This window comes from Pseudomonas sp. 14P_5.3_Bac1, from assembly GCF_025466135.1.
In the GTDB taxonomy this organism is placed as follows: domain Bacteria; phylum Pseudomonadota; class Gammaproteobacteria; order Pseudomonadales; family Pseudomonadaceae; genus Aquipseudomonas.
Genome location: NZ_JANLOF010000062.1, coordinates 1 through 26,391, shown reverse-complemented (window position 1 = coordinate 26,391; position 26,391 = coordinate 1). Strand labels below are relative to the sequence as shown.

Annotated in this window: 27 protein-coding genes and 1 tRNA gene; 16 read left to right on the top strand and 12 right to left on the bottom strand. The window is 60.4% G+C overall.

Going from position 1 to position 26,391, the window contains the following annotated elements:
• Nucleotides 1-3 precede the first annotated feature (3 nt).
• Nucleotides 4-1,116, bottom strand: a complete 1,113-nt coding sequence (locus NTD89_RS16835; protein ID WP_262208693.1) for an enoyl-CoA hydratase/isomerase family protein — start codon at nucleotides 1,114-1,116, stop codon at nucleotides 4-6.
• Between the two features lie 136 nt (nucleotides 1,117-1,252).
• Here NTD89_RS16835 and ung point away from each other — a divergent pair, with 136 nt between their 5' ends.
• Complete coding sequence (gene ung / locus NTD89_RS16830; protein ID WP_262208691.1) at nucleotides 1,253-1,945, top strand: uracil-DNA glycosylase; 693 nt, start codon at nucleotides 1,253-1,255, stop codon at nucleotides 1,943-1,945.
• Nucleotides 1,946-2,071: 126 nt separating this feature from the next.
• On the opposite strand, the gene NTD89_RS16820 is transcribed toward ung, so the two are convergent.
• Genes NTD89_RS16820 through NTD89_RS16800 form a run of 5 tightly spaced genes read right to left on the bottom strand, consistent with a single transcriptional unit; the run spans nucleotide 2,072 to nucleotide 7,446 of the window.
• Entirely contained in the window at nucleotides 2,072-3,109 is a 1,038-nt protein-coding gene (locus NTD89_RS16820; protein ID WP_262208690.1) for an AbrB family transcriptional regulator, read from the bottom strand.
• Complete coding sequence (locus NTD89_RS16815; RefSeq protein WP_106577026.1) at nucleotides 3,102-4,616, bottom strand: tripartite tricarboxylate transporter permease; 1,515 nt, start codon at nucleotides 4,614-4,616, stop codon at nucleotides 3,102-3,104. Before NTD89_RS16815 ends, NTD89_RS16820 begins: the two co-directional genes overlap by 8 nt.
• A 1-nt stretch (nucleotide 4,617) precedes the next feature.
• On the bottom strand, nucleotides 4,618-5,076 hold the full coding sequence (locus NTD89_RS16810; protein WP_242194097.1) for a tripartite tricarboxylate transporter TctB family protein: 459 nt from the start codon (nucleotides 5,074-5,076) through the stop codon (nucleotides 4,618-4,620).
• 60 nt (nucleotides 5,077-5,136) lie between these two features.
• Nucleotides 5,137-6,120 carry a Bug family tripartite tricarboxylate transporter substrate binding protein gene (locus NTD89_RS16805; RefSeq protein ID WP_370004338.1) on the bottom strand — a complete coding sequence of 328 codons (984 nt, stop codon included), beginning with the start codon at nucleotides 6,118-6,120 and terminating at the stop codon, nucleotides 5,137-5,139.
• A gap of 33 nt (nucleotides 6,121-6,153) precedes the next feature.
• Nucleotides 6,154-7,446: an OprD family porin gene (locus NTD89_RS16800; protein ID WP_262208688.1), complete on the bottom strand. Its 1,293-nt coding sequence runs from the start codon at nucleotides 7,444-7,446 to the stop codon at nucleotides 6,154-6,156.
• Nucleotides 7,447-7,681: 235 nt separating this feature from the next.
• On the opposite strand from NTD89_RS16800, the gene NTD89_RS16795 reads away from it, so the two are divergent.
• Nucleotides 7,682-8,353, top strand: coding sequence for a response regulator (locus NTD89_RS16795; protein WP_083359659.1), 672 nt, complete (start codon nucleotides 7,682-7,684; stop codon nucleotides 8,351-8,353).
• The gene (locus tag NTD89_RS16790) at nucleotides 8,346-9,731 is read left to right on the top strand and encodes a sensor histidine kinase (RefSeq protein WP_262208687.1); all 1,386 of its coding nucleotides are present in this window, start codon (nucleotides 8,346-8,348) and stop codon (nucleotides 9,729-9,731) included. The genes NTD89_RS16795 and NTD89_RS16790 overlap by 8 nt, the downstream gene beginning before the upstream one ends.
• On the opposite strand, the gene NTD89_RS16785 is transcribed toward NTD89_RS16790, so the two are convergent.
• Both NTD89_RS16785 and NTD89_RS16780 read right to left on the bottom strand, forming a co-directional pair.
• On the bottom strand, nucleotides 9,732-10,553 hold the full coding sequence (locus tag NTD89_RS16785) for an HDOD domain-containing protein (RefSeq protein WP_262208686.1): 822 nt from the start codon (nucleotides 10,551-10,553) through the stop codon (nucleotides 9,732-9,734).
• Between the two features lie 36 nt (nucleotides 10,554-10,589).
• Nucleotides 10,590-11,531, bottom strand: a complete 942-nt coding sequence (locus NTD89_RS16780) for a YgfZ/GcvT domain-containing protein (RefSeq protein ID WP_262208685.1) — start codon at nucleotides 11,529-11,531, stop codon at nucleotides 10,590-10,592.
• Between the two features lie 140 nt (nucleotides 11,532-11,671).
• Between NTD89_RS16780 and NTD89_RS16775 the strand changes: the two genes are divergently transcribed.
• Nucleotides 11,672-11,926, top strand: a complete 255-nt coding sequence (locus NTD89_RS16775) for a succinate dehydrogenase assembly factor 2 (protein ID WP_014717362.1) — start codon at nucleotides 11,672-11,674, stop codon at nucleotides 11,924-11,926.
• On the top strand, nucleotides 11,910-12,356 hold the full coding sequence (locus NTD89_RS16770) for a protein YgfX (protein ID WP_262208684.1): 447 nt from the start codon (nucleotides 11,910-11,912) through the stop codon (nucleotides 12,354-12,356). The genes NTD89_RS16775 and NTD89_RS16770 overlap by 17 nt, the downstream gene beginning before the upstream one ends.
• Here the strand turns inward: NTD89_RS16770 and nadB are convergent.
• Entirely contained in the window at nucleotides 12,325-13,941 is a 1,617-nt protein-coding gene (gene nadB / locus NTD89_RS16765) for an L-aspartate oxidase (protein WP_262208682.1), read from the bottom strand. The genes NTD89_RS16770 and nadB overlap by 32 nt on opposite strands.
• Before the next feature lie 464 nt (nucleotides 13,942-14,405).
• Between nadB and rpoE the strand changes: the two genes are divergently transcribed.
• The 4 genes from rpoE to NTD89_RS16745 all read left to right on the top strand — a co-directional run bounded on the left by rpoE (nucleotide 14,406) and on the right by NTD89_RS16745 (nucleotide 18,260).
• Nucleotides 14,406-14,987: an RNA polymerase sigma factor RpoE gene (rpoE, locus tag NTD89_RS16760; protein ID WP_003172477.1), complete on the top strand. Its 582-nt coding sequence runs from the start codon at nucleotides 14,406-14,408 to the stop codon at nucleotides 14,985-14,987.
• A 32-nt stretch (nucleotides 14,988-15,019) separates the two neighbouring features.
• Nucleotides 15,020-15,607, top strand: a complete 588-nt coding sequence (locus NTD89_RS16755) for a sigma-E factor negative regulatory protein (protein WP_003172479.1) — start codon at nucleotides 15,020-15,022, stop codon at nucleotides 15,605-15,607.
• Nucleotides 15,608-15,623: 16 nt separating this feature from the next.
• A complete protein-coding gene (locus tag NTD89_RS16750) occupies nucleotides 15,624-16,586 on the top strand; it encodes a MucB/RseB C-terminal domain-containing protein (RefSeq protein ID WP_145162893.1) in 963 nt (320 codons plus the stop codon).
• A 234-nt stretch (nucleotides 16,587-16,820) separates the two neighbouring features.
• The gene (locus NTD89_RS16745) at nucleotides 16,821-18,260 is read left to right on the top strand and encodes a DegQ family serine endoprotease (RefSeq protein WP_145162895.1); all 1,440 of its coding nucleotides are present in this window, start codon (nucleotides 16,821-16,823) and stop codon (nucleotides 18,258-18,260) included.
• A 55-nt stretch (nucleotides 18,261-18,315) separates the two neighbouring features.
• Here the strand turns inward: NTD89_RS16745 and NTD89_RS16740 are convergent, their stop codons facing one another.
• A complete protein-coding gene (locus tag NTD89_RS16740) occupies nucleotides 18,316-19,749 on the bottom strand; it encodes a M48 family metalloprotease (protein ID WP_200623290.1) in 1,434 nt (477 codons plus the stop codon).
• Nucleotides 19,750-19,844: 95 nt separating this feature from the next.
• On the opposite strand from NTD89_RS16740, the gene NTD89_RS16735 reads away from it, so the two are divergent.
• Nucleotides 19,845-20,084 (top strand): sulfurtransferase TusA family protein, encoded by a 240-nt coding sequence (locus NTD89_RS16735; protein WP_010212198.1) that lies wholly within the window; start codon nucleotides 19,845-19,847, stop codon nucleotides 20,082-20,084.
• Nucleotides 20,085-20,115: 31 nt separating this feature from the next.
• A complete protein-coding gene (locus NTD89_RS16730) occupies nucleotides 20,116-21,186 on the top strand; it encodes an AI-2E family transporter (protein ID WP_145162899.1) in 1,071 nt (356 codons plus the stop codon).
• Between the two features lie 36 nt (nucleotides 21,187-21,222).
• On the opposite strand, the gene NTD89_RS16725 is transcribed toward NTD89_RS16730, so the two are convergent.
• Nucleotides 21,223-21,696 (bottom strand): peroxiredoxin, encoded by a 474-nt coding sequence (locus NTD89_RS16725; protein ID WP_145162901.1) that lies wholly within the window; start codon nucleotides 21,694-21,696, stop codon nucleotides 21,223-21,225.
• Nucleotides 21,697-21,710: 14 nt separating this feature from the next.
• Nucleotides 21,711-22,271 carry a glycine cleavage system protein R gene (locus tag NTD89_RS16720; RefSeq protein WP_003172487.1) on the bottom strand — a complete coding sequence of 187 codons (561 nt, stop codon included), beginning with the start codon at nucleotides 22,269-22,271 and terminating at the stop codon, nucleotides 21,711-21,713.
• Nucleotides 22,272-22,544: 273 nt separating this feature from the next.
• On the opposite strand from NTD89_RS16720, the gene dapA reads away from it, so the two are divergent.
• The 5 genes from dapA to NTD89_RS16695 all read left to right on the top strand — a co-directional run bounded on the left by dapA (nucleotide 22,545) and on the right by NTD89_RS16695 (nucleotide 26,233).
• Nucleotides 22,545-23,423 (top strand): 4-hydroxy-tetrahydrodipicolinate synthase, encoded by an 879-nt coding sequence (gene dapA, locus NTD89_RS16715; RefSeq protein ID WP_106577012.1) that lies wholly within the window; start codon nucleotides 22,545-22,547, stop codon nucleotides 23,421-23,423.
• Between the two features lie 17 nt (nucleotides 23,424-23,440).
• Nucleotides 23,441-24,556 (top strand): outer membrane protein assembly factor BamC, encoded by a 1,116-nt coding sequence (gene bamC, locus NTD89_RS16710; RefSeq protein ID WP_106577011.1) that lies wholly within the window; start codon nucleotides 23,441-23,443, stop codon nucleotides 24,554-24,556.
• A 4-nt stretch (nucleotides 24,557-24,560) separates the two neighbouring features.
• The gene (locus NTD89_RS16705) at nucleotides 24,561-25,319 is read left to right on the top strand and encodes an MBL fold metallo-hydrolase (RefSeq protein ID WP_119738968.1); all 759 of its coding nucleotides are present in this window, start codon (nucleotides 24,561-24,563) and stop codon (nucleotides 25,317-25,319) included.
• Between the two features lie 27 nt (nucleotides 25,320-25,346).
• Entirely contained in the window at nucleotides 25,347-26,060 is a 714-nt protein-coding gene (purC, locus tag NTD89_RS16700) for a phosphoribosylaminoimidazolesuccinocarboxamide synthase (RefSeq protein WP_016971341.1), read from the top strand.
• 83 nt (nucleotides 26,061-26,143) lie between these two features.
• Nucleotides 26,144-26,233 (top strand) — tRNA-Ser (locus NTD89_RS16695).
• The last annotated feature ends 158 nt before the right edge of the window (nucleotides 26,234-26,391 follow it).

The window sequence follows — 26,391 nt, the reverse complement described above, 5'->3', positions numbered from 1 at the left end:
CTTTCAGTAGTCGGACAAGTCCGCCAGCGGGTGCCTGCCTTCCCACACCTTGGTGAAGTGCGCCTGCACCACAGCCTCCGGCACCGTGTTGATCTCGGGCCAATGCCAATGGGGTTGCTGGTCCTTGTCGATCAACCGTGCGCGTACGCCTTCGGCAAATTCCGGGTGACGGCAGCAATTGAGGCTCATGGTGTATTCCATCTGGAAGACCTCGGCCAATGACAAGTGCCGGGCGCGCTCGACCTGTTCCCACACCAGATGCGCCGTCAGCGGGCAGCCTTCGGCCAGCGTCTTGCCGGCACGGCTGAACAGCGGGTCGGCGTGGTCGCGCAACAGGTTCAAGGCGCGCCAGGCACAGCGCACATCGCCCACATCCAACCATTCATCGATCTGTGCGCGGCGGGGCAGCCACTGCGCCTGCGGTTGTTGGCTGACGGCTTCCTGGGCCAGTGCCTTGAGCAGGCTGTTGAGCTGCATCGGGGTCTGTTCCTGCCAGTTCAGTTGCAGCAAGCCTTCGATCAGTTCGTCTTGCTGGTCATCGCGCAGGAAACGGTCGGCCAGGCCCAGGTCCAGGGCATCGCGGCCGTTCATATGCGCGCCGGTGAGGCCCAGGAATAACCCCAGCTTGCCGGGCAAGCGTGACAGGAACCAGCTTGCGCCCACATCCGGATACAGGCCGATGCTGATTTCGGGCATCGCCAAACGGCTGCTGGGGGTGACGATGCGTACTGCTGCGCTTTGCAGCAGGCCCATGCCGCCGCCCAGCACATAGCCGTGGCCCCAGCAGATCAGCGGTTTCGGGTACGTGTGCAGGCGATAGTCGAGGCGATATTCCGCCGCAAAAAAATCGGCGGCCAGTGCCGGCACAACGCCGGGCCGTTCACGGCAAGCCTGGGCCAGGCTGCGTACTTCACCGCCGGCGCAGAAGGCCTTTGGCCCGTTGCCGCGCAGCAGTACGCAGACGATATTCGGGTCTTTGGCCCAGGCATCCAGACGTTCGGTCAGGGCCAGGATCATCGGCAAGGAAAGCGCGTTGAGCGACTTTTCAGCGTCCAGGCTGGCGATGCCAAGGCGGGCGCCGTCGCTGCCGGTCAGCTCTTCGAAGTGCAGGTTCATCGTGACCTCAATCGAGAAAGTGAAGGATCAGTATGATCGGTCCAACGGAAAGTGCCGGTGGTGTGTCAGATCAATTGACAAGCGGGGCCTGCTTTCCTAGGGTTCGCCCATTCTTTTTCTACGCGACGAACACACCATGACCGAAGGCGACCGTATCAAACTCGAACCCAGCTGGAAACACGCCCTGCGGGATGAGTTCGAGCAGCCCTACATGGCCCAGCTGCGCGAGTTCCTGCGCCAGGAACACGCTGCTGGCAAAGAGATTTACCCGCCAGGCCCGCTGATTTTCAATGCGCTCAATTCAACGCCTTTGGACAAGGTCAAAGTGGTAATTCTGGGCCAGGACCCGTACCACGGGCCCGGTCAGGCCCACGGGTTGTGCTTCTCGGTGCAACCGGGCGTGCCGACTCCGCCCTCGCTGGTCAATATTTATAAAGAACTCAAGCGCGACTTGAACATCGATATTCCCAACCACGGTTGCCTGCAAAGCTGGGCGGATCAGGGCGTGCTGATGCTCAACACCACCATGACCGTTGAGCGCGCCAATGCCAACGCCCATGCGGGCAAGGGCTGGCAGTTCTTCACGGATCGGATTATCGAAGTGGTCAGCGAACATCAGCCGCACCTGGTGTTCCTGCTGTGGGGCGCCCATGCGCAAAGCAAGCAGAAGCTGGTGGACGCGACCAAGCACCTGGTACTGACGTCGGTGCACCCGTCACCGTTGTCGGCGTATCGGGGTTTTCTGGGCTGCGGGCATTTCAGCCGTGCCAATAAATTTCTTGAGCAGAATGGCGAGACGCCAATCGAGTGGCGGTTGCCGCCTGTTTGAGGCCTGCCGCAATCCAATGTGGGAGCGAGCTTGCTCGCGAAGGCGGAGTGTCAGTCGCCAGATTTATTGACTGATCCACCGCATTCGCGAGCAAGCCCGCTCCCACATTTTGATTTGCGTCAGGGTTCAGGAGTTTTCTGGCTGGCGGTTCCAGTGCCGGAACAACGGCTCTGCCAGAAACAGCACGAACAACAAACGCATCACCTGCATCGCTGTTACCAATGGCACCGACAGCTGCAGGGTTTCGGCGGTGAGGCTCATTTCGGCGATGCCGCCGGGCATCATGCCCAGGGTCAGTGAGCGCAAATCCAGCTGCGTCAGCGCGCTCAAGCCCACGGCCGCCAGTGTTGCAAGCGCCATGGTCAAGGCCGTGCCGATCAAGGTGCGGCCCATGAATGACGGCGCCCGGCGAAAGAACTGACGGTTGAAATGGCAACCCAAGCCGCTGCCGATCAACCATTGGCCGATCTGGCTGCCGCCGTCGGGCAGGCCGTAGTGCAAGTCCCACACAACGCTGGCAGTTGCGCTGACCAACAAGGGCCCAAACAGCCACGGGTTCGGCTGACGTAAACGCTGCCAGCCCCAGGCGACCAGGGCTCCTATCGCAAACAGCAGCGCCAGCCAGCTCCAGCTCACCGGCGCCGGATGAAACTGCGGCGCGCCGCCTTCCAGCCAATACTTGAAGATCGCCGGCACGCACAGCACCACCACCATCACCCGCAGACTCTGGCCCGCCGCGACACGGCTGAGCACCGCGCCATTGCGTGCGCCGAGGTTGACCATCTCACCGGAACCGCCCGGCATGCTGGAGAAGAACGCGGTGGCGCGGTCTTCACCGCTGCGGCGCATCAACCACACGCCGACAATGCTCGACAGGCTGGTGATCAGCGCGCCGAAGAAGATCAGGCCGAAGTGGCTCATGACTTGCTCGATCACCACCGGAGTGAAGTGCAGCCCGATGCCGATGCCCACCACCCATTGGCCGCATTTGCGCCCGCCGGGAATCTCCGCCAGCTGCCACGGCGTGAGGCAGCGCACCAGGATAATCGCCAGCAACGAGCCGACCATATAAGGCAAAGGCCAGCCGACGAGGCTGGCCAGGTAACCGCCGGCCAGGCCGACCAGCGGTGTTGCCCACCATTGCTTAAAGGTGACCTCAGACATCGGCCAGCGCGCGACGCTGCAGGGCACGTTTGCGGTAGATGCGCACCAGCGGGAAGGCCAGCATCAGCGCGGTCAGCACCCACACACCAAAGGTGATCGGGCTGGACCAGAGGATGTCCAGCGCACCGTTGGAAATCGACAGCGCGCGGCGCAGGTTCTGCTCCATCAGGCCGCCGAGGATGAAGCCCAGCAGCACGGGCGACAACGGGAAGTCCAGCTTGCGCAGGATGTAGCCGAAGATGCCGATGCCGACCATCAGAAACAGGTCGAAGGTGGTGGCGTGAACCGCATACACACCGATTGCGGTGATGATGGCAATCACCGGCACCAGCGCCCAGTTCGGCACGGCGAGGATGCGCGTGAAGATGCGGATCATCGGGATGTTGAGGATCACCAGCATGATGTTGGCGATAAACAACGACGCGATCAGGCCCCAGACGATGTCCGGTTGCTGTTGGAACAGCAGTGGGCCGGGGGTGATGTTGTACAGCGACAACGCGCCGATCATCACAGCGGTGGTGCCCGAACCGGGTACGCCCAAGGTCAGCATCGGCACCAGCGCGCCGCAGGCGGAGGCGCCGATTGCGGTTTCCGGAGCGGCGAGGCCGCGCATGTCGCCCTGGCCGAATTTACCGCTGGCACCGGCCAGGCGTTTTTCGGTCATGTAGGCAACGGCCGAGGCGAGTGTCGCGCCGGCACCCGGCAAGACGCCCATGATGAAACCCAACAAGCCGCAACGGATGTTAACCACGAAGACTGCAGACGCTTCCTTCAGGTTGAACATCATGCGTCCGGTGGCTTTTACCGCTTCCTGGCCGCGGTGGGTTTTTTCCAGCAGCAACAGGATCTCGCTGATGGAGAACAAACCCAGGACCAATACGACAAACTGAATGCCGTCGGTGAGGTGGATGTTGTCGCCGGTAAAACGGTATACGCCGCTGTTGGCGTCGATGCCGACGGCTGAGAGGAACAGGCCGATCAGCGCCGCCACGAACGTCTTCAGCGGTTTGTCTCCGGCCATGCCGCCGAGGCAGACAATTGCGAACACCATCAGTACGAAATATTCCGCCGGGCCGAAGGCAATCGCCCATTTGGCCAGCAGCGGCGCAAACAGCACCATGCCGCAGGTGGCAATGAACGCACCGATGAACGAACTCCACGCCGACAACGACAGTGCCACACCGGCCAGGCCTTTGCGGGCCATGGGGTAGCCGTCGAGGGTGGTCATTACGGTGGACGCTTCGCCGGGAATGTTCAGCAGGATCGAGCTGATACGGCCGCCGTATTCACAACCCAGGTAGACGGCAGCGAGCAGGATCAACGCCGACTCCGGCGGCAGCCCCAGGGCGAACGCGATGGGGATCAACAGCGCCACGCCGTTGATCGGGCCCAGGCCCGGCAGCAGGCCGACCACGGTGCCGATCAAGGTGCCGCACAGGGCAGTCACCAGGTTGTAAGGGGTCAGTGCAACGCCGAAGCCCTGGCCCAAGTAGCTGAACGTATCCATATCAGTTCTCCAGAACTTCAAGCAGGCCGAGGGGCAGCGGTACATCCATGGCTTTGTCGAACAGCAGGTAAAGACCGATTGCCATCAAGGTGACGATCACCACGCTGGGTAACCAGCGGCCGCCATACAGGCGCGCCATCGGGATGCCGATCAGCATGCTGCTGAGGATGAAGCCCAGAGGCTCGAACGTGCCGGCAAACACGATCAACAGCGCCACGCAGATGCCGATCTTGATCAGCGTGTCGCGGTCCAGGGCCGGTTCTTCTTCGGTGTGCTTGGTGGGCTGTGGGCGAAACAGCATGTAGATCAGGCCCAGGCTCATCAGCCCGAGCATCAGCAGCGGGTAGGCGCGAGGCCCGACCGGCTCGTAGGAAAACGCCGCCTGATACGGCCACGCCATCAGCGCGAGGCCGGCGCAGACCAGCAGCATGACTGAGGCGAAAATGCGTTGTAAGAGCATGTGAAACTCCTGGGCCGCGCCGCCCGTCGAGGAGGGCGCGGCCGTCCAAAAGAGGGGCGATTACTGGATCAGGCCGAACTCTTTGGCCAGCACTTTGTAGTCAGCCACCTGTTTCTTCACGTAGGTGTCCAGCTCCGGGCCGGTCATGGCGAACGGGAACAGCTCGCGCTGGTCACGCAGCTTGGCGAACTCTTCGGAGGCCAGCAGTTTGTCGAACGCGTCTTTCCACCAGGCGTAGTCGGCATCGCTGACTTTTGGCCCGAGATAGAAGCCGCGTACCACCGGCCAGACGATGTCGTAGCCTTGCTCTTTGGCGGTTGGAATGTTCTTCATTTCCGGCTCGTCCAGGCGCTCTTCGGCAAACACGGCGAGCAGGCGCATGTCGCCGCTGAGGATGTGCGGCATGGAGTCAGAGATGTCGGTACTGCCCACCTGGATATGACCGCCGAGCAGTGCGGTGGCAATTTCACCGCCGCCTTCGAGTGCCACATAACGCAGGTCGCGCGGGTTGATACCGGCAGCCTTGGCGATCAGTGCGGTTTGCATCCAGTCCTGGCTGCCGACGGTGCCGCCAGAACCGATGACGACGCTGCCCGGATCTTTCTTCAGGGCTTTGACCAAATCGTCGAGGTTTTTGTAGGGCGAATCGGCTTTCACCGCGATGGCGCCGTAGCTGGTGCCGACGGCGGCGAGCCAGCGCACGGCGTTTTCATCAAAGCGACCGAACTTGCCTTGGGCCAGGTTCAGCAGCGAACCGCTGGACCACGCTACCAGCGTGCCAGCGTCCGCCGGGCGCTGAGCGACCACCGCGTTATAGGCCACCGCGCCCACGCCACCTGGCATGTAGGTGACGCGCATCGGCTTGCTCAGCAACTTTTCGTTGACCAGCGCGCTTTGCGCCAGTTTGCAGGTCAGGTCAAAGCCACCGCCGGGCGAGGCCGGGGCGATGCACTCCGGGCGCTTGGGTTCGTCGGCGGCCAACAGTTGGCCGGCGAACAGCATGCAGCCGGCGGCGAGGGCCAATTTACGCAGTGAATAGGTCATGTTTATCTCCGTCGTTGTTGTTATGAGTTGCGACTACCAAAGCGCAATGCTGTAGCTCACCAGCACGCGCACTTCGTCGGCATCACGTGCCGAATAGTTGGAGCGGTAGGTGGCGTTACGCAGGCGCAGGGCGACATCCTTGAGCGTGCCGCTTTGCACCACGTAGCGGATCTCGCTGTTGCGCTCCCACTCCTTGCCGGTCTCGCCGTTGCGAAGCCTGATGTTGTCACCCGACAGGTAACGGCTCATGAAACTCAGGCCGGGAATGCCCAGCTTGGCGAAGTCATAGTCGTAGCGCGCCTGCCAGGAGCGCTCTTGTGCGCCGGCAAAGTCGTTGATCTGCACGAAGTTGACCAGGTACGGGTCGCTGCCATCCACGTAGGGAAAGGCGCTGTCGCCGGACATGTGCTGGTAGCCGGCGCTGAGCTTATGGCCATTGAGGGCATAGCTGAACAGGCCGTTGAGCGATGTGTTGTCGATGTTGCCGCCGCGGGCGCTGCCGGTGTCATCACTGATGGCCAGGCGCAGGTCGGCGCCGAAAGTGCCGGGGCCCAGTGGGCGTGAGGCCACAAGGCCCAGGAAGTGCTGGCGGTACACGTCGTCGAGCTGGGCGAAGTGGTAGCTGCCGGTGATCTTGTCGGCAAACGTGTAGTCCACGCCGCCGAAGTTGAAGTGCTTGCCAGTGGCGCCGCTGACGAAGCGGCTGTTTTTGTTGTTGAGGGCGATGTCTTCGTAGCTGGTGTCGTCACGGTCCTTGGCCTTGTCCAGACGACCGCCGGTGAACACCAGGTTCTTCAATTCCTTGGAGGTCAGCAGGCCGCCGTTGAAGGTCTGCGGCAGGATGCGCCCGTCGTTGGGCTTGAGGATCGGCAGTTCGGGGATCAGCGCGCCGATTTTCAGTTCGGTGGCGGAGATCTTCACTTTGCCGGTCAGGCCCAGCTTGGAGTATTCGTTGGCGGCGCGGCCGTCGTCGTGGGTCGGCAACAGGCCGGTGCCGGTGCGGTCGGGGCTGGAGTCGAGCTTGACCCCAAGCATGCCCAGCGCATCCACGCCAAACCCGACAGTGCCATCGGTGTAGCCCGATTGCAGGTTGAGCATGAACCCCTGGGCCCATTCGTCACGCTTGGATTGCTGGGCACTGGTACCGTCGCGAAAGTCGCGGTTGAAGTACATATTGCGGGTTTCGAGGGTGGCGCTGCTGTCTTCGAAGAAGGCAGCCTGGCTCAGTGGCGAAAAGCCGGCAAGGGCGGTGGCACTGGCAAGGGCGGTCTGGGCAAGGCGAGAAAAACGAACAGGCGGGCAAGCCTGTGGCTGTGTCGACAGCATCGTTGTGTACTCCGTTATTGTTCTTATTTTTGCGAAAACGCTTCGAGGCGTTTTTCTGGCACTACGGATCAGGTAGCTCGGCGGGCATGACCCACCGTGGCTGGATGCTAAAGGGCGAAGCTTTCACTAACCTTTCAGTTGCCTTTCAATGTTTTCGGGCTTCACAGGGCAGGCGGCGCCTGTAAACTGCCCCGCAAAGCGTGGCGTCGACCATGCCCGAATGAGGTGAAAATCCATGCGTGTCCTCCTGGTTGAAGACCATTTGCAACTCGCCGAAAGTGTCGCCCAGGCGCTCAAGAGCACGGGTTTGACTGTCGACGTGTTGCACGATGGCGTGGCCGCGGACCTGGCCTTGAACAGTGAGGAATATGCGGTGGTGATCCTCGACGTGGGGCTGCCGCGCATGGACGGTTTTGAAGTGTTGGCGCGTCTGCGCGCGCGTGGGAAAAATCTGCCTGTGTTGATGCTGACGGCGCGCAGTGATGTAAAAGACCGCGTACACGGCCTGAACCTGGGCGCCGATGACTACCTCGCCAAGCCATTTGAGTTGACCGAGCTGGAAGCGCGGGTCAAAGCGCTGTTGCGCCGCAGCGTCTTGGGGGGTGAGCGCCAGCAAGCGTGCGGCGTGCTGGTCTACGACCTCGATACCCGGCGTTTCACCGTGGGTGGCGAACTGCTGACGTTGACTTCCCGCGAGCAAGCGGTGCTGGAAGCGCTGATCGCACGCCCCGGTCGGGTAATGAGCAAGGAGCAATTGGCGTCGCAGGTGTTCGGCCTGGATGAAGAGGCCAGCCCCGACGCCATCGAAATCTACGTGCACCGCCTGCGCAAGAAGCTCGACGGCCAGCCTATCGCCATCGTGACTTTCCGTGGCCTTGGCTACCTGCTGGAAGCCCGCGATGCATAAGCCCAGCAGCCTGCGCTGGCGCCTGCTGTGGAACCTGGCGCTGTTGCTGGTGGTATTGATGCTCGCCAGCGGCATGAGCGCCTACTGGAATGGGCGCGAAGCCGCCGACACCGCTTACGACCGCACCTTGCTGGCGTCAGCGCGCACCATCGCCGCCGGCTTGACCCAGGTGGATGGCACCCTGAGCGCGAATGTGCCTTATGTGGCGCTGGACACCTTTGCCTACGACAGCGCCGGGCGTATTTACTATCAGGTCAATGACATTGATCGCAAGCTGATCTCCGGTTACGAAAACCTCCCCGGCCCGCCGCCGGGCACGCCGCGCACGGACGACTACCCGGCGCTGGCGCGGTTTTACAACGCCACCTACCAGGGCCAGCACGTACGCGTGGTGAGTTTGCTCAAGGCTGTCTCCGAACCGAACATGAATGGCATGGCCGAAATTCGCGTTGCAGAAACCGATGAAGCGCGCGAAAGCATGGCCCGTAGCCTGCTGGCCGACACCTTGCTGCGCCTTGGGATGTTGGCCGTCGGCGCATTGCTGCTGGTGTGGTTTGCCGTCAGCGCGGCGCTGCGTCCGCTGGAGCGCTTGCGCACTGCCGTTGAGGAGCGTCAGCCCGACGACTTGCGGCCATTGCCGTTGGTCGAAGTGCAGCATGAGTTCGGTCCCCTGGTGCGCTCCCTCAATCACTTCACCGAGCGCCTGCGCGGCCAGTTCGAGCGCCAGGCGCAGTTTATCGCCGACGCCGCTCACGAATTGCGCACCCCGCTGGCGGCACTGAAGGCACGCTTGGAACTCGGTCTACGCAGCGAGGCCCCGGCGACGTGGCGCAGCACCCTGGAAACTGCCGCCCAAGGCACCGACCGCCTCACCCATTTGGCCAACCAACTGCTGTCGCTGGCACGCATTGAAAACGGCGCGCGAGCGATTGCCGAAGGCGGGGCGCAATTGCTCGACCTCAGCCAACTGGCGCGGGAATTGGGCATGGCCATGGCGCCGCTGGCGCATGCGCGCGGCGTTGCGCTGGCGTTGGAGGCGGATGAGCCGGTGTGGCTGCGGGGTGAGCCGACCTTGTTGAACGAGTTGCTGAGCAACCTGGTCGATAACGCCCTGGCCCACACACCGTCCGGAGGCAACGTGATTTTGCGGGTCACGGCGCCCGCGATTCTGGAGGTGGAAGATGATGGCCCGGGCATCCCGCTGGATGAGCGGGACCGGGTATTCGAGCGTTTCTACCGCCGCAGCCAACAGGGCATGGGCTCAGGTTTGGGGCTGGCGATTGTCGGTGAGATCTGCCGCGCACACTTGGCGCAGATCAGTCTGCATGACGGCGAGTTGGCGGGGTTGAAGGTGCGCGTGAGTTTTATCGCGGGTTGATCAGTAAAACATCGAGCGCGCTTCTTCCAGCTCGGCACTCAGGGCATTGCTGTAGGGGTCGACGCGCAGCTTCTGGATCGCCGGCAGGCTGGCAACCGATACATTCGCCAGCGGATGATCGGTGCCCCGGTGGCAATACAGCACGGCGACTTGCACCAGGTCGATGTAGTCCAGGCTCGCGGAGTCGCGTTCCAGGTCCAGGTATTGCCCTGGCAGCTTCGCGAGCATCTCCGGAAAATCCCAGTCACCCAGCAGTTTGTCGCCCAACAGCGGGTGAATGCTCTCTATCACGTGGTTGAGGCTGACCGGGTCGGAGAGCAGTTCGTAACGGTCTTCGGCATAGGCGAGGATCGGCAGCACGCCAATCTGATGCACCAGACCGCCGAGCGCTGCCTGGTCAGGTTTCAGCTGGCTGTGGCTGCGGCACAAGGCATAGCTCACACCTGCTACTTCCAGGCTGCGGCGCCACACTTCGCGCATTTTCAAATCGACGACTTCGGAGCGGGCGTGGAAGATCTGCTCCATCACCAGGCCAATGGCCAGGTTGCTGCTGTAGTTGGTGCCCAGCCGGGTGATGGCGGTATGCAGGTCGGTGACTTCCTGAGTTGCGCGCATCAGCGGGCTGTTGACCACTTTGATCAGGCGTGCCGACAGGGCGGTATCGCGAGCGATCACTTTGCTCAAGTGGCTGATGCTAATTTCCGGGTCTTCGGCGGCCTGACGTATGTTCAGGGCCACTTCCGGTAATGTCGGCAGAACCAGGTCATCGTTGTCGATGGCCGTCACTAAAGCCTGTTGGACTTTTTCCGCCAGCTTGTTCATTCATGTTCTCTAGGGTGCTGCAAAAAAGTGCGGCGATTAACGCTGGATCTCTTTATCGCGATCCAGTTGGTAAGGCAGATCGAGCAACTGCAAGCCCGGGCCTTCCAGGGTGCCTAAGTGCACATCGCCACTGTCGGCAGCTTCGGCCTGCAGCACGGCCAGAAGTTCCACGCATTCGTCAGCTTTTGCTGCAATCACCACCTCACCGATAGCACTGTTGTGGCTGGGCGCGAACAGCGGGGTGCCTGGCTCGGGCAATTCGGTTGCATCAAGGCTCAAGCGATACAGGCGACGCTTGAGTTTGCCCAGGTATTGCATGCGCGCGACGATTTCCTGGCCGGTGTAGCAGCCTTTCTTGAAGCTGACGCCGCCGACGGCCTGCAGGTTGAGCATCTGCGGGATAAACAGTTCGCGGGTCTGGGGCATGACCTGGCCGATGCCGGCGCGGATCTGGCCCAGCAGCCATTGATTCAAGTCAGCAGGTTGCAGCTGTGTGGCCAGCTGAGCGCGCACGGTTTCGGCGTGTTCGACGGGCACCCAGAGTTCGCTGCGGCCAGGGGAAACGCGAATGGCGATCAATGTGTCGCTGCGCGTTACGCTGTCGGTTTCGGCAGGCAGCTCAAGGCTAAGGGAGGCAAGGGCCTGATCGGCATTCGACAGGCCGAAACGCACCCAGGCGGCGCTTTCGTCGGTGAGTTTGGATTTGGAGAACACCGCGTATTTTTTCAAATCTGCCAGTTGCGGTTCGAGCAGTTCGCTGGCCATGGCCAGGAGCACGCCGTCGCCTTGCAGCAGGATGCGAAAGCTCGACTGCATGCGGCCTTTTTGCGTGCAGCGAGCGCCGAGGCTCGCCTGGGTGTCACTCAGGTAATTGAGGTTGCAGGTCAGTTGCCCTTGCAGGAACTTGGCAGCGTCGGCGCCGCGGACGGCAAGCACGCCTTCGTGTGACAAGGGGCAGAAAAAAGCGGAGTCAGCCATGGGTCATCGCAGGTCAAAAAGTCATGGGTGCATCATAGAGGGGCGCCCGGCAAATGGATAGTTTCCGTATGGTGCGACCAAAGCCGACTGGTCCGGTGCTGTCGGGCCTGTATACTTGCGCTCTATTTGAGGAGCGCTCCATGGTCGAAGATGTAGAAATCAATCGCCTCTACTGGCACAGCCGTCGCGGCATGCTGGAGTTGGATGTGTTGCTGGTGCCTTTCACCAAAGAGGTGTACGCGACGCTCAATCAGGTGGACCGCGACCTCTACGTCAGGCTGCTGACTTGCGAAGATCAGGACATGTTCGGCTGGTTCATGGAGCGCGCCGAATCTGAAGATCCGGAGCTGCAGCGCATGGTTCGGATGATTCTGGATCGTGTCCAGCCCAAGTAATCACTTTGAATGCCGCTGGCAGGCCTCACGGCTATTGCTGGCGGCCTATCTGCTTGCCCAGCTGTTCGCGTTGGGCGCCTTGCTGCTTGGGGATCTACCGTTCTACGGCCTCGGCATTCTGTTGTGTCTGGCCCACGCCGTGTGGGTTTTGCCGCGTCATATCCTGTTAAACCACCGTTCGTCGATTCGTGGCCTGCGCCGCGATGAAGACGGCTGGCAGCTATTTTGTGATGAGCGCGGCTGGCACCCTGTGCAACTGCGTCCCGACAGCCTGGCATTACCGTTGATCGTGGTGCTGCGCTATCGGGTGCAGGGAGAATGGCGGGTGCGTTCGATCTGCGTGCCGAGGGACGCGCAGGCTGCCGATGTACATCGGCGCCTGCGGATTCGCTTGAAGTTCAGCCGCCGTAGGTGGCTGGCACCAGAATAGTGTCACGGGCCTCGGGCAGCATCTGCGGGTAGTCGAGGGTGTAATGCAGGCCGCGGCTCTCCTTGCGCGCCATGGCAGAGCGGATCATCAGTTCCGCCACTTGCGCCAGGTTGCGCAATTCGATCAGGTCACGGCTGACTTTATAGTTGCTGTAGAACTCGTCGATCTCGTCCAACAGCAACCGCACGCGGTGTTGAGCACGCTGCAGGCGCTTGTTAGTGCGCACGATCCCCACGTAGTCCCACATGAAGCGGCGCAGCTCGTCCCAGTTGTGGGCGATGATCACGTCTTCGTCCGAATCGGTGACCTGGCTGGCGTCCCAGCGGGGCAGGGCGGCGGGTACCGGGATGCGGGGCAGTTGTTCGAGGATGTCGGCGGCGGCGGAGCGGGCGTAGACGAAGCATTCGAGCAGCGAGTTGCTGGCCATGCGGTTGGCGCCGTGCAGGCCGGTGAAGCTGGTTTCGCCGATCGCATACAGGCCAGGCACGTCGGTGCGGCCGTGTTGGTCCACCACCACACCGCCGCAGGTGTAGTGCGCGGCCGGCACTACCGGGATCGGGCCTTTGGTGATGTCGATGTTGAACGCCAGGCAGCGCTCGTAGACGGTGGGGAAATGGGTCTTGATGAAGGCTTCGGGCTTGTGGCTGATGTCCAGGTAGACGCAGTCGATGCCTAGGCGCTTCATCTCGTGGTCGATGGCGCGGGCGACAATATCCCGCGGCGCGAGCTCAGCGCGAGGGTCGAAGCGTTGCATGAAGCGCTCGCCATTTGGCAGTTTCAGGTGCGCACCTTCACCGCGCAGGGCTTCGGTGATCAGGAAGCTCTTGGCCTGCGGGTGATAAAGGCAGGTGGGGTGGAACTGGTTGAATTCCAGATTCGCGACGCGGCAGCCCGAACGCCACGCCATGGCAATGCCATCGCCGCAGGCACCGTCAGGGTTGCTGGTATAGAGATAAACCTTGGCCGCGCCGCCCGAGGCGAGAATGGTGAAGCGCGCGCCGTAGGTGTCTACTTCGCCGCTGGCGCGGTTGAGCACGTAGGCGCCGAGGCAGCGTTCGCCTGCCAGGCCCAGGCGCTTTTCGGTGATCAGGTCGACGGCTACCCGTTGTTCCAACAGCTCGATGTTGGGGCGTTGGCGGGCCTGCTCGAGAAGGGTTTTGAAAATGGCGGCACCGGTGGCGTCAGCCGCATGGATGATGCGGCGATGGCTGTGACCGCCTTCGCGGGTCAGGTGGAATTCAAATCCGCCGTCGTCGCTGCCGGCATGCTCGTCGCGGGTGAACGGCACGCCCTGGTCGATCAGCCATTGGATGGCTTCGCGGCTGTGCTCGACGGTGAAGCGTACGGCGTCCTCGTTGCACAGGCCGCCGCCGGCGTTAAGGGTGTCTTCGACGTGGGATTGCACGGTGTCAGTGTCGTCCAGAACTGCTGCGACGCCGCCCTGGGCCCAGAATGTCGAGCCGTTGGCCAGATCGCCTTTGCTCAGGACCGCAATGCGCAAGTGGCTGGGGAGCGTCAGCGCCAGGCTCAAGCCGGCCGCGCCACTACCGATCACCAGGACATCGTGTTGAAACTGTTGGCTCATTAGCAGGATTCCGCAAAAAGCGATCCAAAGGGGGGGGCGCGAACAGGACGCCTGGATCGGCGAATCAAAGGGTCACACGGGCCACTAGTATATAGAGGGGGGGAGCGGCACAATAGCCGGGCATTCGTGGCAATGTGAGATTACGGTGCGCAGCTTGGGTAAAATCGGCTGGTTATTGAGACGGGAACTTTTTGCATAAGCCCTGACTCAATAGCAGGTTGCCCGAAAGCTGGGAAAACGTTGAGTTTATTGGCCCGTCGGGAGCATTGGACGCGTCAGAAAACCGGCGACAAGATTATTCGCGCAGCCGGCAATGCCCGTGCTGCGTTTTTCGTGTGTGCCAAATCAGTGCGCGCCGGAAACTTGCTTGGAGGGGGAGAACTTTTGCGAAAAGTCCGAGTCTATGTTTGCAAGCCTGATCGTTTAGTTATGCAAGCCTCCTCCAAGTACAACGAGGAGTGTTCATGCTAACCCAGGAAGAGGATCAGCAGCTGGTCGAGCGCGTTCAACGCGGCGACAAGCGAGCATTTGATCTGCTAGTGCTGAAATACCAGCACAAAATTCTCGGGTTGATCGTGCGTTTTGTGCACGACACCCATGAAGCGCAGGACGTTGCACAGGAAGCCTTTATCAAGGCATACCGTGCACTTGGCAACTTCCGCGGTGATAGTGCGTTTTATACGTGGCTATACCGCATCGCCATTAACACGGCGAAGAACTATCTGGTGTCTCGCGGCCGCCGCCCACCAGACAGTGATGTAAGTTCAGAAGATGCAGAATTTTATGATGGTGATCACGGCCTCAAAGATCTCGAGTCGCCGGAGCGTGCATTGCTGCGCGACGAGATCGAAGGCACCGTTCATCGCACAATTCAGCAACTTCCAGAAGATTTACGTACGGCGTTAACTTTACGTGAATTCGATGGTCTGAGTTACGAAGACATTGCGAGTGTCATGCAGTGTCCGGTGGGGACTGTGAGGTCACGGATTTTCCGGGCCCGGGAAGCCATCGATAAAGCCTTGCAACCGTTGTTGCAGGAAAACTAAAGACAGCGGCGACAGCCAAGAGAGGAACCGCCATGAGTCGTGATGCCCTGCAGGAATCGCTGTCCGCAGTGATGGATAACGAAGCGGATGAACTGGAACTTCGTCGAGTGCTCAATGCATTTGATGATGCCGAAACCCGTGATACCTGGTCTCGTTACCAAGTCGCTCGGGCGGTGATGCACAAGGATCTTCTAATCCCTCGTCTGGATATTGCTGCGGCCGTTTCTGCTGCGCTGGCTGATGAAGCCGTTCCGGCAAAAGCTGCTCGTGGTCCATGGCGTAGCCTGGGTCGTTTGGCAGTAGCTGCTTCGGTAACTGTTGCCGTGCTGGCCGGTGTTCGCCTGTACAACCAGGACGAAATAGCCGGTGCCGAACTGGCCCAACAGACTCAGCAACCGGTCATGGCCGGTCCGCAAGTCAAAGGTCCAGCAGTGCTGGCCGGCTATAAGGAAAGTTCCGATACCACCGGCCCTATGGCTAACGGTGTACTTCAAGGGCAATCCGGCTGGCAGGATCAGCGTCTTCCAGGCTACCTGCGCCAACACGCACAGGAATCGGCTTTGAAAGGCACTGAAAGCGCTCTGCCATACGCTCGTGCAGCAAGTCTGGAAAACCGCTAAACCGTTAAGGAGCCCTATGCGCGCCATACCGCTCCTTACGCTTTTGCTCAGTGGTTGTTTTGCACTATCCGCCCATGCCGACGAAGCCCAAGACTGGCTGACTCGACTTGGGCGTGCAGAGCAGCAGCAAAGCTTCGAAGGTACGTTCGTCTACGAGCGTAACGGCAGTTTCTCTACCCACGATATCTGGCACCGTATTCAAGACGGGCATGTCCGTGAGCGGCTCTTGCAACTCGACGGATCAGCTCAGGAATTGGTGCGGGTAGACGGTCGAACCCAATGCGTCAGTGGCGCTCTGGTTGCCGGCCTGGGTAATTCGCCCGAAGCGCCATCGCGCGCCCTTGATCCGCAAAAACTCACTCAACTCTACGAATTGGCCGTCATTGGCAAATCTCGCGTAGCCGGTCGAAATGCGGTGATTATCTCGATCACGCCGCGCGATCAGTATCGGTATGGTTTCGAGTTGCACCTTGATCGTCAAACTGCGTTGCCGCTCAAATCCTTGTTACTTAATGAACAGGGACAATTGTTGGAGCGTTTCCAGTTCACTCGACTGAACACGTCGGTCGCGCTCTCTGACCGAGACTTGCAGCCCAGCGGTGATTGCGCACCTATCGCGCTTGCCAATAGCAAGGCGCCTGAAATCCCCGCCACCCATGCGTGGCATTTGGATTGGCTGCCTCCGGGGTTTCAGCTCACCAGCAGTACTGCACGCAAAGATACCCAGACCAAGTCCACTGTCGATAGCCTGATGTACGACGATGGGCTGGCACGTTTTTCGGTGTTTCTTGAGTCGACCGATGGCGCCAGCGTGAGCGAAACCCGTACTCAGCTGGGCCCGACCGTTGCCGTATCGCGCCGCTTGAACACGGTAGAGGGTGAAGTGATGGTGACCGTTGTGGGCGAAATCCCCATCGGCACTGCCGAACGCATCGCGCTGTCGGTGCGCGGTGAAAAAACCGCTGCCGCAAAGCCGTGAGTCGTTAATCCTATGTTCATCCTGACCTTTCAATGTGAGCCTGTGCTTGGTTGGAGGCTGGAAGCATGAAACTTCAGGATCAGTATTTTCACTTGCAAAAAATCCCCATGTTTTTTATAGGTCAGGGCTTGTCGGCCCTGGCCTTGTTTTGTTCGCGGAACAAAGATGTCGGTCGCACTTTTCGGCGTTTCTTGAACCCTGTCGCTCAACCCTGCTCGTCGTAACGGGAGCTGTATGTCGATACCACGTTTGAAGTCTTACCTATCCATAGTCGCCACGGTGCTGGTGCTGGGTCAGGCCGTGTCCGCGCAAGCGGCCGAATTGCCTGACTTCACCCAACTGGTGGAGCAGGCCTCGCCTGCCGTGGTGAACATCAGTACCACGCAAAAACTGCCGGATCGCAAAGTCTCGAACCAGCAGATGCCCGATCTGGAAGGCCTGCCGCCAATGCTGCGCGAGTTCTTCGAGCGTGGCATGCCGCAACAGCGTTCCCCGCGTGGCGGCGGCGGTGGCCAGCGTGAGGCACAGTCCTTGGGCTCGGGCTTCATCATCTCGCCTGACGGCTACATCCTCACCAACAACCACGTGATTGCCGACGCCGACGAGATTCTTGTGCGCCTGGCTGATCGCAGTGAGTTGAAAGCCAAGCTGATCGGCACCGACCCACGTTCCGACGTGGCCTTGCTGAAAATCGACGGCAAAGATTTGCCGGTACTGAAACTGGGTAAATCCCAGGACCTGAAAGCCGGCCAGTGGGTAGTAGCGATCGGTTCACCGTTCGGCTTTGACCATACCGTCACCCAGGGCATCGTCAGTGCCATTGGCCGCAGCTTGCCAAATGAAAACTACGTGCCATTCATCCAGACCGACGTGCCGATCAACCCGGGTAACTCCGGCGGTCCGCTGTTCAACCTGGCGGGCGAAGTGGTCGGGATCAACTCGCAGATTTATACCCGCTCCGGTGGCTTCATGGGGGTGTCCTTTGCTATTCCGATTGACGTGGCCATGGACGTTTCCAACCAGCTCAAGAGCGGTGGCAAGGTCAGCCGTGGCTGGTTGGGCGTAGTGATCCAGGAAGTGAACAAGGACCTGGCTGAGTCGTTCGGTCTCGATAAGCCGGCCGGTGCCCTGGTCGCCCAGATCCAGGACGACGGCCCGGCTGCCAAAGGTGGCCTGCAAGTCGGTGACGTGATCCTGAGCATGAATGGCCAACCGATCATCATGTCGGCAGACCTGCCGCACTTGGTCGGTGCACTCAAGGCTGGCAGCAAAGCCAAGCTGGAAGTGATTCGTGATGGCAAGCGCCAGACCGTTGAGCTGACCGTTGGTGCGATCCCGGAAGAGGGCGCCACCCTGGACGCTCTGGGCAACGCCAAACCGGGTGCCGAGCGCAGCAGCAATCGCCTGGGCATTGCCGTGGCTGAGCTGACTGATGAGCAGAAGAAAAGCTTCGACCTTAAAAGTGGCGTAGTGATCAAGGAAGTGCAGGACGGCCCTGCCTCTCTGATTGGCCTGCAGCCAGGTGACGTGATCACTCACCTGAACAATCAGGCCATCGACTCCACCAAGCAGTTCACCGACATCGCCAAGGCGCTGCCGAAGAACCGTTCGGTGTCGATGCGTGTCTTGCGTCAAGGGCGTGCGAGCTTCATTACCTTCAAGCTGGCCGAGTAACTTCCAGGCCAATAAAAAGCCCCGCGAAAGCGGGGCTTTTTTGTGGGCGATGTATTTAGCTCATCATCCCTTTTACCAAGCGTTCCTGCTCGATCAGCTCACGCTGGCGCGCGTCGATACGAGAGGACAGCGGGAAGTTGTTGCCGGCTCGGCGCTTGGCAAAATCCAGTTGCTGAATGGCCTGCTGGAAGTCGCCTACCAATGCAAAGTACTCGGCGCGGGCTTGATGCAAGCCAATAATGTTGCCGGACAGTCCGCGTGTCTCGGCGACCTGGTACCAGACGTCGGGGTCATCGGGACGGGATTTGAGCAAGGCATCCAACGCTTTCTCCGCATCGGCGGTACGGTTCTGCTTAAGCAGCAAGTCCACGCGCACCTGGTTGAGCGGGTAGTTGCCGGGGTACTGGGTGAGCATCCGGTCAGTGCGTTGCTGGGCATCCGGCAAGCGGTTGTTGGTGATGTCCAGCTCGATTTGCGCCAGGTTGTACGTGATGTCATTGGGCGCCTTGGCCAGCAGCGGTGCCAGGGTTTCCCGCGCTTCCTTGAGTTGAGTGCCCTTGATCTGGGCGATGGCCAGGCCATAGCGCGCCACATCGTTTTTAGGGTTCTCGTCCAACTGCGCCTGGAAGCGTTTGGCCGCAAGGCCGGGCGTGTCCTCGTATTGCAACTGCACGCGCGCGCGAATCAGTTGATAGCGCAGGCTGTCTTCCTTGCCGCCGGGTTTGGCTTGCTCGGCGCGGTTACGAGTGTCGGCGATCCGTGATTCGGTAACCGGGTGAGTCAGCAGGAACTCCGGTGGCTTGGCGTCGAAGCGATATTGACGCATCAGCCGTTCGAACATGGTCGGCATGGAGCGCGGGTCGTAACCGGCTTTTTCCAGGTTAAGAATGCCGATACGATCAGCCTCCTGTTCGTTCTGACGGGAGAACCGACGTTGCTCCTGGATGGCTGCCGCCTGGCTGCCGGCAATCGCGGCAATGCCGGCATCACCCGCGCCCGCTGCTGCAGCGATGATGCCGCCGAGCAAAGCGGCCATCATCGGGATCTGCATGCGCGACTGCGCTTCCACACCGCGGGCGAAGTGGCGCTGGGACAAGTGAGCCAATTCGTGGGCGAGTACCGAAGCATATTCGCCTTCGGTTTGCGCGTTGAGGAACAAACCGCCGTTGACCCCGACAATCCCACCGGGGGCGGCAAAGGCGTTGAGTTGTGGGCTGTTGATCAGGATGAACTCCAGGCGCCGGTCATTGACCTGACTGGTCTCCACCAGCTTGTACACGCTGGTTTCCACGTAATCCTTGAGTTGTGGGTCATTGAGTTGCGAGACCTGGCCGCGCAGGTAGGCAAGCCAAGCACGGCCCAACTGGTATTCCTGTTGTGGCGAGACAATGGCAGAACTGGCGTCGCCAAGTGACGGCAGGTCGTCAGCGAAGCCCGGAGAGGCCAGCAGGCAGGCCAGCGTCAGCAGGGTAGGGCGCAAAAAAGTCATGCACAGAGCCTTTCGACAAAGAGCTTACTGTAGCCGGACACTGAGCTTCGGACCAGATATTCTAAGCACCCCAAACGCGTGCCCGGAGTAAAACCATGACCGACGCTGTAGCCTTTGATGCCGAACTCGATGCCAGCGGCCTCAATTGCCCGTTGCCGTTGCTTAAGGCCAAGCTGGAACTCAATCGATTGGCCAGCGGCGCAGTGCTCAAGGTGATCGCCACGGACGCAGGCTCCCAGCGTGATTTCCGCACGTTTGCCAAGTTGGCTGGCCACACCCTGTTGCATGAAGAAGACGCCGCCGGTGTATACCGCTATTGGTTGCGCAAGGCCTGAACCGTTTGCCCCTACCGCCCGAGGTTGATTGATGTTCAAAGTGTTACGAGACTGGATTCAGCGCTACTTCTCCGATGAAGAAGCCGTGGTGCTGGCGGTCCTGCTGTTCCTGGCCTTTACCGCCGTACTCACCTTGGGCGGCATGTTGGCACCGGTGCTGGCCGGGATGGTGTTGGCGTACCTGATGCAAGGCCTGGTCACCACGCTGGAGCGTATGCGTTTGCCGGGCGGGGTCGCGGTAGGGTTGGTGTTTGCGTTGTTCATGGGGCTGTTGGTGGTGTTCATCGTGGTGGTGCTGCCCTTGCTGTGGCATCAGATGATCACGTTATTCAACGAGTTGCCGGGCATGCTCGCCAAGTGGCAATCGCTGTTGCTACTGTTGCCGGAACGCTATCCGCACCTGGTGTCGGACGAGCAGGTGCTGCAGGCCATCGAAGTGGCGCGCGGCGAGATCGGAAAGTTCGGGCAATGGGCGCTGACCTTTTCCCTGTCCAGTCTGCCGTTGCTGGTCAACATCATGATCTACCTGGTGCTCGTGCCGATCCTGGTGTTCTTCTTTCTCAAGGACCGCGCGATGATCGGCCGCTGGGTAAGCGGTTACCTGCCGCGTGAGCGAGCGCTGATTACCCGGGTGGCGGAGGAAATGAACCGGCAGATTGCCAATTACATCCGCGGCAAGGTCATTGAGATCGTCATCTGCGGGGGCGTCACCTACATCGCTTTCGTCGCACTCGGCCTGAACTACGCGGCATTGCTGGCGTTGCTGGTGGGTGTGTCGGTGGTGGTGCCCTACGTCGGCGCGGTGGTGGTAACGGTGCCGGTGATGTTGATTGCGCTGTTCCAGTGGGGCTGGAGTGATCAGTTCATCTACTTGATGGCGGTGTACGGCATTATCCAGACCCTGGACGGAAACGTACTGGTGCCGCTGCTGTTCTCGGAGGCTGTCAACCTGCATCCGGTGGCGATCATCTGTGCGGTGTTGTTGTTTGGCGGGCTGTGGGGGTTTTGGGGTGTGTTCTTTGCGATTCCCCTGGCGACACTGTTCAAGGCCGTACTGGATGCGTGGCCGCGGCAAGAACCGGCGGTGGCGCCTTTGTTGTAACGATGGGGGCGAACACCCGGTGTTCGCCCCAACGATTCAAGCCTTGCTCAGCGCCTGCGCCGCCGCCAAAACGGCGTCCACATGCCCTGGCACTTTCACGCCACGCCATTCCTGACGCAGTACGCCGTCCTTGTCGATCAAGAAGGTGCTGCGATCAACGCCCAGGTATTCCTTGCCGTAAAGCTTCTTCAGTTTGATCACATCAAACAACTGGCAAACCGCCTCGTCCTTGTCGCTGATCAGCTCGAAGGGAAATTCCTGCTTGGCCTTGAAGTTTTCGTGGGACTTCACGCTGTCGCGCGACACGCCAAACACCTCGGTGTTGGCGGCCTTGAACGCTGCGTACTGGTCCCGAAAGCCCTGGCCTTCGGTGGTGCAGCCCGGCGTGCTGTCTTTCGGATAGAAGTAGATCACCACTTGCTTGCCCTTGAGGGCTGCGAGGCTGAAAGTCTGGCCGCTGGTGGCCTGGGCTTCGAAATCGGCCACGGGTTTATCGATGACTACCGGCATGGATAGATACTTCCTTACATTGGGTTCTGTGGGCGCCATGGCTCGATCAAGGCGTCGAGGTTCAGGGCATCGGCGAAATCCAGGAACTGGTCACGCAACCAACTGATCTGCACGCCCGCCGGCAAGGTCACGGTAAACGTGGCGTTGAGCATGGTGCCGCCGGTCTGTGGCGCCTGATAGGTGTCGCAGGTCAGGTTCTCGAGCTCGACGTTGTGGTCGATAAAGAACTGGCACAGCTCATTGACGATGTCCGAACGGTAAGCCGAGCTGACGTATGCCACATAAGGCAGAGCCTGCGGGCGGTTTTCCAGTGCGGCGCTGCGCACTACGTTGACGGTGAAGTCATGCTTCTTGGCCAGGCCCGGCAGGCCGGTTTCCAGACGCGCCAGGGCGTCCCAGGTGCCGGAAATCTGCAGCACCAGCGCGCTGCACTCGCCATGGCGCGTGAGGCGGGAGGTTACGACGGCGCAGCGGTTTTCATGGCTGGCGCGGCACAGGACGTTGGTCAGCTCCATGGGGTTGGCGCCGAGGGCACTGATAACAAGGAATTGTTCGCGAACTGTGGGGGTGGACATGCAGCCTTCCTAAAACGATGAGCGGTCGATACGGTCAGGGCTGTATCGATCAAAGGATGAAGGGTAGCGAAAACCGCCGCCAAGGGATAGGAGGTGGCGTTTTCATTGCGTGATCGGTCTGATTTCAGCGTGCTTCAAGGCACGCTTTGAGCCAATGATGGCATTGCCCATCGTTTAGTTGCCCCAGAACGCATCCTCAGGCGGTACTTCGCTTGTACAAGCATCTTGGCGCCAGTACCATTACGGCTCTCTTTTTCCGGCAGGAGCGGTTGCATGATTGCGGGCAGTATGGTGGCACTGGTCACACCCATGGATGCACAAGGTCATCTCGACTGGGATAGCCTGGGCAAACTGGTGGACTTCCACCTGCAAGAGGGCACCAACGCCATTGTGGCGGTCGGCACCACAGGTGAGTCGGCCACACTGGATGTGGAAGAACACATCCAGGTGATCGAATTCGTGGTCAAGCGCGTCGCGGGCCGTATCGCCGTGATCGCCGGTACGGGCGCCAACTCGACGCGTGAAGCGATCGAGCTGACCAAAAACGCCAAAAAAGCCGGCGCCGATGCCTGCCTGCTGGTGACCCCGTACTACAACAAGCCGACCCAGGAAGGCCTGTACCAGCACTTTCGCACCATTGCCGAAGCCGTTGATATCCCGCAGATCCTCTACAACGTACCCGGCCGCACAGCCTGCGACATGAAGGCCGAGACCGTGATCCGCCTGTCCACCGTGCCGAACATCATTGGCATCAAAGAAGCCACTGGTGACCTGCAGCGCGCCAAGGACATCCTGGCCGGCGTGAGCAGCGACTTCCTGGTGTATTCCGGTGACGACGCTACGGCTGTCGAGCTGATCCTGCTGGGGGGCAAAGGCAACATCTCGGTGACCGCCAACGTCGCCCCGCGCGCCATGAGCGAGCTGTGCGCCGCCGCCATCGCCGGTGATGCCGTGACCGCCCGCGCGATCCACGAGAAGCTGATGCCGCTCAACAAGACACTGTTTATTGAATCCAACCCTATTCCCGTGAAATGGGCGCTGTTTGAGATGGGCTTGATGCCGGACGGTATCCGTCTGCCGCTCACCCGGCTCAGCGAAGCCTGTCACGAACCGCTGCGACAGGCCCTGCGCCAGTCCGGCGTCCTGGTTTAATTGAGGAAGCACTACGCATGAAGCGATTGGCCGGACTTTCCGCACTTGCCTTGATTATCTCCAGCACCAGTGGCTGCGGTTGGATTTGGGGCCCGGATGGTTACTTCCGTGACCGCGGCAGCGATTACCTGGAAGCACAAGCAACCAAACCGATGCAACTGCCGCCGGACGTCAATGTCGCCAAGCGCCTTGACCCGTTGCTGCCTATCCCGCGCAACGTTGCCGACGACACCACCAAGGGTGAATACGTGGTGCCACGTCCACAGCCGATCTCGGCCGTGGCTGATGCCAGCGACTACAGCCTGCAGAAGAGCGGCGACAACCGCTGGATTATCGCCCAGCGCCCACCTGCCGAAGTTTGGCCAGTGGCGGTGCAGTTCTTCCAGGACAACGGTTTTCGCATTGACCAGCAACGCCCGCAGACCGGTGAATTCACCACTGCCTGGCAGCGCAGCAGCGAACTGTCCGCCAACATGGCCCAGCGCCTGCAGGCCGGCGGTGTAGCCGCCGACAGCGAAGCCCGTGTGCGTGTGCGCATCGAGCCGGGCGTGCAGCGCAACACCAGTGAAGTCTACGTGGTCAGCGCCGAGCGTCCTGCCGGCAGCACCGCCGCTGTCGATTTCACCCCACGTTCGGTCAACATGGGCGTGGACGCCGCGCTGGTCGACGAGATGCTGGCCAGCATGAGCCGTATCTCCGAGAAGGGCGGTTCGGTGTCGCTTCTCGCTGCGCGTGATTACGACACGCCTAACCGCGTCAGCCTCACCGAGGACGGCAGCGGCAACGTGGTGCTGAACCTGGGTGAAGACCTCGACCGCGCTTGGGCCAGTGTTGGCCGCGCGTTGGAGAAAGGCCCATGGCGCGTTGAAGACATCAACCGCAGCCTGGGTCTGTACTACATCAACGTGGCTGAAAAAGCCGAGAAGAAAGACGACGAGCCAGGTTTCTTCGGCAAACTGTTCGGCAGCAAGCCGACCAAGGAAGAAGTTGAAACCCGTGCCGAGCGCTACCAGATTCGTTTGAGCAAAGTGGGCGAAAGCGTGCAAGTCACCGTCGAGAAAAACATCAACACCGTTGCGCCGGCTGAAACAGCGCGCAAAGTGTTGGGCGTGATTCAGGACAACCTGGGCTGATCCAATGCGTTTTGCCGTTCTCGGCAGCGGTAGCCAAGGGAACGGCACGCTGGTCGCCCACGACGACACGTACGTGCTGGTGGATTGTGGTTTCTCGTTAAAAGAAACCGAGCGGCGCCTGCTGCGCCTGGGGGTTCACCCCGCGCAGCTGAGCGCGATTCTAGTGACCCACGAACATGCCGACCACGTGCATGGCGTGGGTTTGCTGTCTCGGCGCTACAATCTTCCGGTGTACCTGAGTCGCGGCACACAGCGCGGGATGCGCAAACCCATAGAACCCGCAGGTTTCCTGGCCGGTGGCGAACAGCTGCAGATTGGTGCGTTGAGCATCGATGTGATTGCCGTTGCGCATGACGCCCAAGAGCCTACGCAGTACGTATTCAGCGACGGGGAGCGACGTTTTGGCGTGCTCACCGACCTGGGTTCCTACTGTTCCAAGGTGCTGGACGGATACCGCAACCTCGATGCATTGATGATCGAGTCCAACCACTGTCGAGACTTGCTGGCGCGCGGTCATTATCCGTACTTCCTCAAGCAGCGAGTGGGCGGCGAGCTGGGACATTTGAATAACCACCAGGCGGCGTACCTGGTGTATGAGTTGGGCTGGCAAGACCTGCAGCACCTGGTCCTGGCCCACCTGAGCAGCAAGAACAACCTGCCGCAGCTGGCCCGGCAATGTTTTGTCGACACCCTCGGGTGCGACCCGGACTGGCTGCAACTGGCCGATCAAGATTCAGGGCTCGACTGGCGACACATCGCCTAGCCCACCATTTAGCAAGCGGAGCCCATCATGGAAAAACGTGAAGAACTCTACCGCGGCAAAGCCAAGTCGGTGTACAAGACCGACGACGCCAACCGCCTGATCCTGCTGTTTCGCAACGACACCTCGGCGTTCGACGGCAAGCGCATCGAGCAGCTCGACCGCAAAGGCATGGTGAACAACAAGTTCAACGCCTTCATCATGCAGAAACTTGAAGCGGCCGGCATTCCGACCCAATTCGACAAGCTGCTGGGCGACAACGAATGCCTGGTCAAGAAGCTCGACATGATTCCGGTTGAATGCGTCGTGCGTAACTACGCCGCCGGCAGCCTGGTCAAGCGTCTGGGCGTGGAAGAGGGCCTCAAGCTCAACCCTTACACGTTTGAGCTGTTCCTGAAGGACGACGCCAAGGGCGACCCGTTCATCAACGAATCCCACGTCGTGGCATTCGGTTGGGGCACCGCTGAGCAACTGGCACGCATGAAAGAACTGTCGCTGAAGGTCAACGAGGTGTTGAGCAAACTGTTCGACGACGCTGGCCTGCTGCTGGTCGATTTCAAGCTGGAATTCGGCGTATTCCATGACGGCTCCATCGTCCTGGGCGACGAATTCAGCCCGGACGGCTGCCGCCTGTGGGACAAAGACACCAAGAAGAAGATGGATAAAGACCGCTTCCGCCAGGGCCTCGGTGACGTCATCGAAGCTTACGAAGAAGTCGCCAATCGTCTCGGCGTACCGCTTTAATCGACGCAAGCATCTGATAGCACGGAAAAAAATCGCTTTTGGGGTTTGCTTCCGCGAAACACACTGTTATGATGCGCGCCGTTGGAGAGATGCCAGAGTGGCCGAATGGGACGGATTCGAAATCCGTTGTACCTTCACCGGTACCTAGGGTTCGAATCCCTATCTCTCCGCCATTACATAGAAAAAGCCCCGTAGCTGAATAAGCTGCGGGGCTTTTTTGCGTTGGCTGACAAATCTGCCGCAGGCTCAATCGCTCAGTTGCTTTCCGGTAAACCTGATCACGATCTGGTTTATCAACGGCCGCTCCAGCGACGGTGATTTTCTGATCAGC

Bases quoted from the DNA above. Each gene is read 5' to 3' on its own strand.
- NTD89_RS16835 (WP_262208693.1), bottom strand. From the start codon at position 1,116: ATGAACCTGCACTTCGAAGAGCTGACCGGCAGCGACGGCGCCCGCCTT.
- ung (WP_262208691.1), top strand. From the start codon at position 1,253: ATGACCGAAGGCGACCGTATCAAACTCGAACCCAGCTGGAAACACGCC.
- NTD89_RS16820 (WP_262208690.1), bottom strand. From the start codon at position 3,109: ATGTCTGAGGTCACCTTTAAGCAATGGTGGGCAACACCGCTGGTCGGC.
- NTD89_RS16815 (WP_106577026.1), bottom strand. From the start codon at position 4,616: ATGGATACGTTCAGCTACTTGGGCCAGGGCTTCGGCGTTGCACTGACC.
- NTD89_RS16810 (WP_242194097.1), bottom strand. From the start codon at position 5,076: ATGCTCTTACAACGCATTTTCGCCTCAGTCATGCTGCTGGTCTGCGCC.
- NTD89_RS16805 (WP_370004338.1), bottom strand. From the start codon at position 6,120: ATGACCTATTCACTGCGTAAATTGGCCCTCGCCGCCGGCTGCATGCTG.
- NTD89_RS16800 (WP_262208688.1), bottom strand. From the start codon at position 7,446: ATGCTGTCGACACAGCCACAGGCTTGCCCGCCTGTTCGTTTTTCTCGC.
- NTD89_RS16795 (WP_083359659.1), top strand. From the start codon at position 7,682: ATGCGTGTCCTCCTGGTTGAAGACCATTTGCAACTCGCCGAAAGTGTC.
- NTD89_RS16790 (WP_262208687.1), top strand. From the start codon at position 8,346: ATGCATAAGCCCAGCAGCCTGCGCTGGCGCCTGCTGTGGAACCTGGCG.
- NTD89_RS16785 (WP_262208686.1), bottom strand. From the start codon at position 10,553: ATGAACAAGCTGGCGGAAAAAGTCCAACAGGCTTTAGTGACGGCCATC.
- NTD89_RS16780 (WP_262208685.1), bottom strand. From the start codon at position 11,531: ATGGCTGACTCCGCTTTTTTCTGCCCCTTGTCACACGAAGGCGTGCTT.
- NTD89_RS16775 (WP_014717362.1), top strand. From the start codon at position 11,672: ATGGTCGAAGATGTAGAAATCAATCGCCTCTACTGGCACAGCCGTCGC.
- nadB (WP_262208682.1), bottom strand. From the start codon at position 13,941: ATGAGCCAACAGTTTCAACACGATGTCCTGGTGATCGGTAGTGGCGCG.
- rpoE (WP_003172477.1), top strand. From the start codon at position 14,406: ATGCTAACCCAGGAAGAGGATCAGCAGCTGGTCGAGCGCGTTCAACGC.
- NTD89_RS16755 (WP_003172479.1), top strand. From the start codon at position 15,020: ATGAGTCGTGATGCCCTGCAGGAATCGCTGTCCGCAGTGATGGATAAC.
- NTD89_RS16750 (WP_145162893.1), top strand. From the start codon at position 15,624: ATGCGCGCCATACCGCTCCTTACGCTTTTGCTCAGTGGTTGTTTTGCA.
- NTD89_RS16745 (WP_145162895.1), top strand. From the start codon at position 16,821: ATGTCGATACCACGTTTGAAGTCTTACCTATCCATAGTCGCCACGGTG.
- NTD89_RS16740 (WP_200623290.1), bottom strand. From the start codon at position 19,749: ATGACTTTTTTGCGCCCTACCCTGCTGACGCTGGCCTGCCTGCTGGCC.
- NTD89_RS16735 (WP_010212198.1), top strand. From the start codon at position 19,845: ATGACCGACGCTGTAGCCTTTGATGCCGAACTCGATGCCAGCGGCCTC.
- NTD89_RS16730 (WP_145162899.1), top strand. From the start codon at position 20,116: ATGTTCAAAGTGTTACGAGACTGGATTCAGCGCTACTTCTCCGATGAA.
- NTD89_RS16725 (WP_145162901.1), bottom strand. From the start codon at position 21,696: ATGCCGGTAGTCATCGATAAACCCGTGGCCGATTTCGAAGCCCAGGCC.
- NTD89_RS16720 (WP_003172487.1), bottom strand. From the start codon at position 22,271: ATGTCCACCCCCACAGTTCGCGAACAATTCCTTGTTATCAGTGCCCTC.
- dapA (WP_106577012.1), top strand. From the start codon at position 22,545: ATGATTGCGGGCAGTATGGTGGCACTGGTCACACCCATGGATGCACAA.
- bamC (WP_106577011.1), top strand. From the start codon at position 23,441: ATGAAGCGATTGGCCGGACTTTCCGCACTTGCCTTGATTATCTCCAGC.
- NTD89_RS16705 (WP_119738968.1), top strand. From the start codon at position 24,561: ATGCGTTTTGCCGTTCTCGGCAGCGGTAGCCAAGGGAACGGCACGCTG.
- purC (WP_016971341.1), top strand. From the start codon at position 25,347: ATGGAAAAACGTGAAGAACTCTACCGCGGCAAAGCCAAGTCGGTGTAC.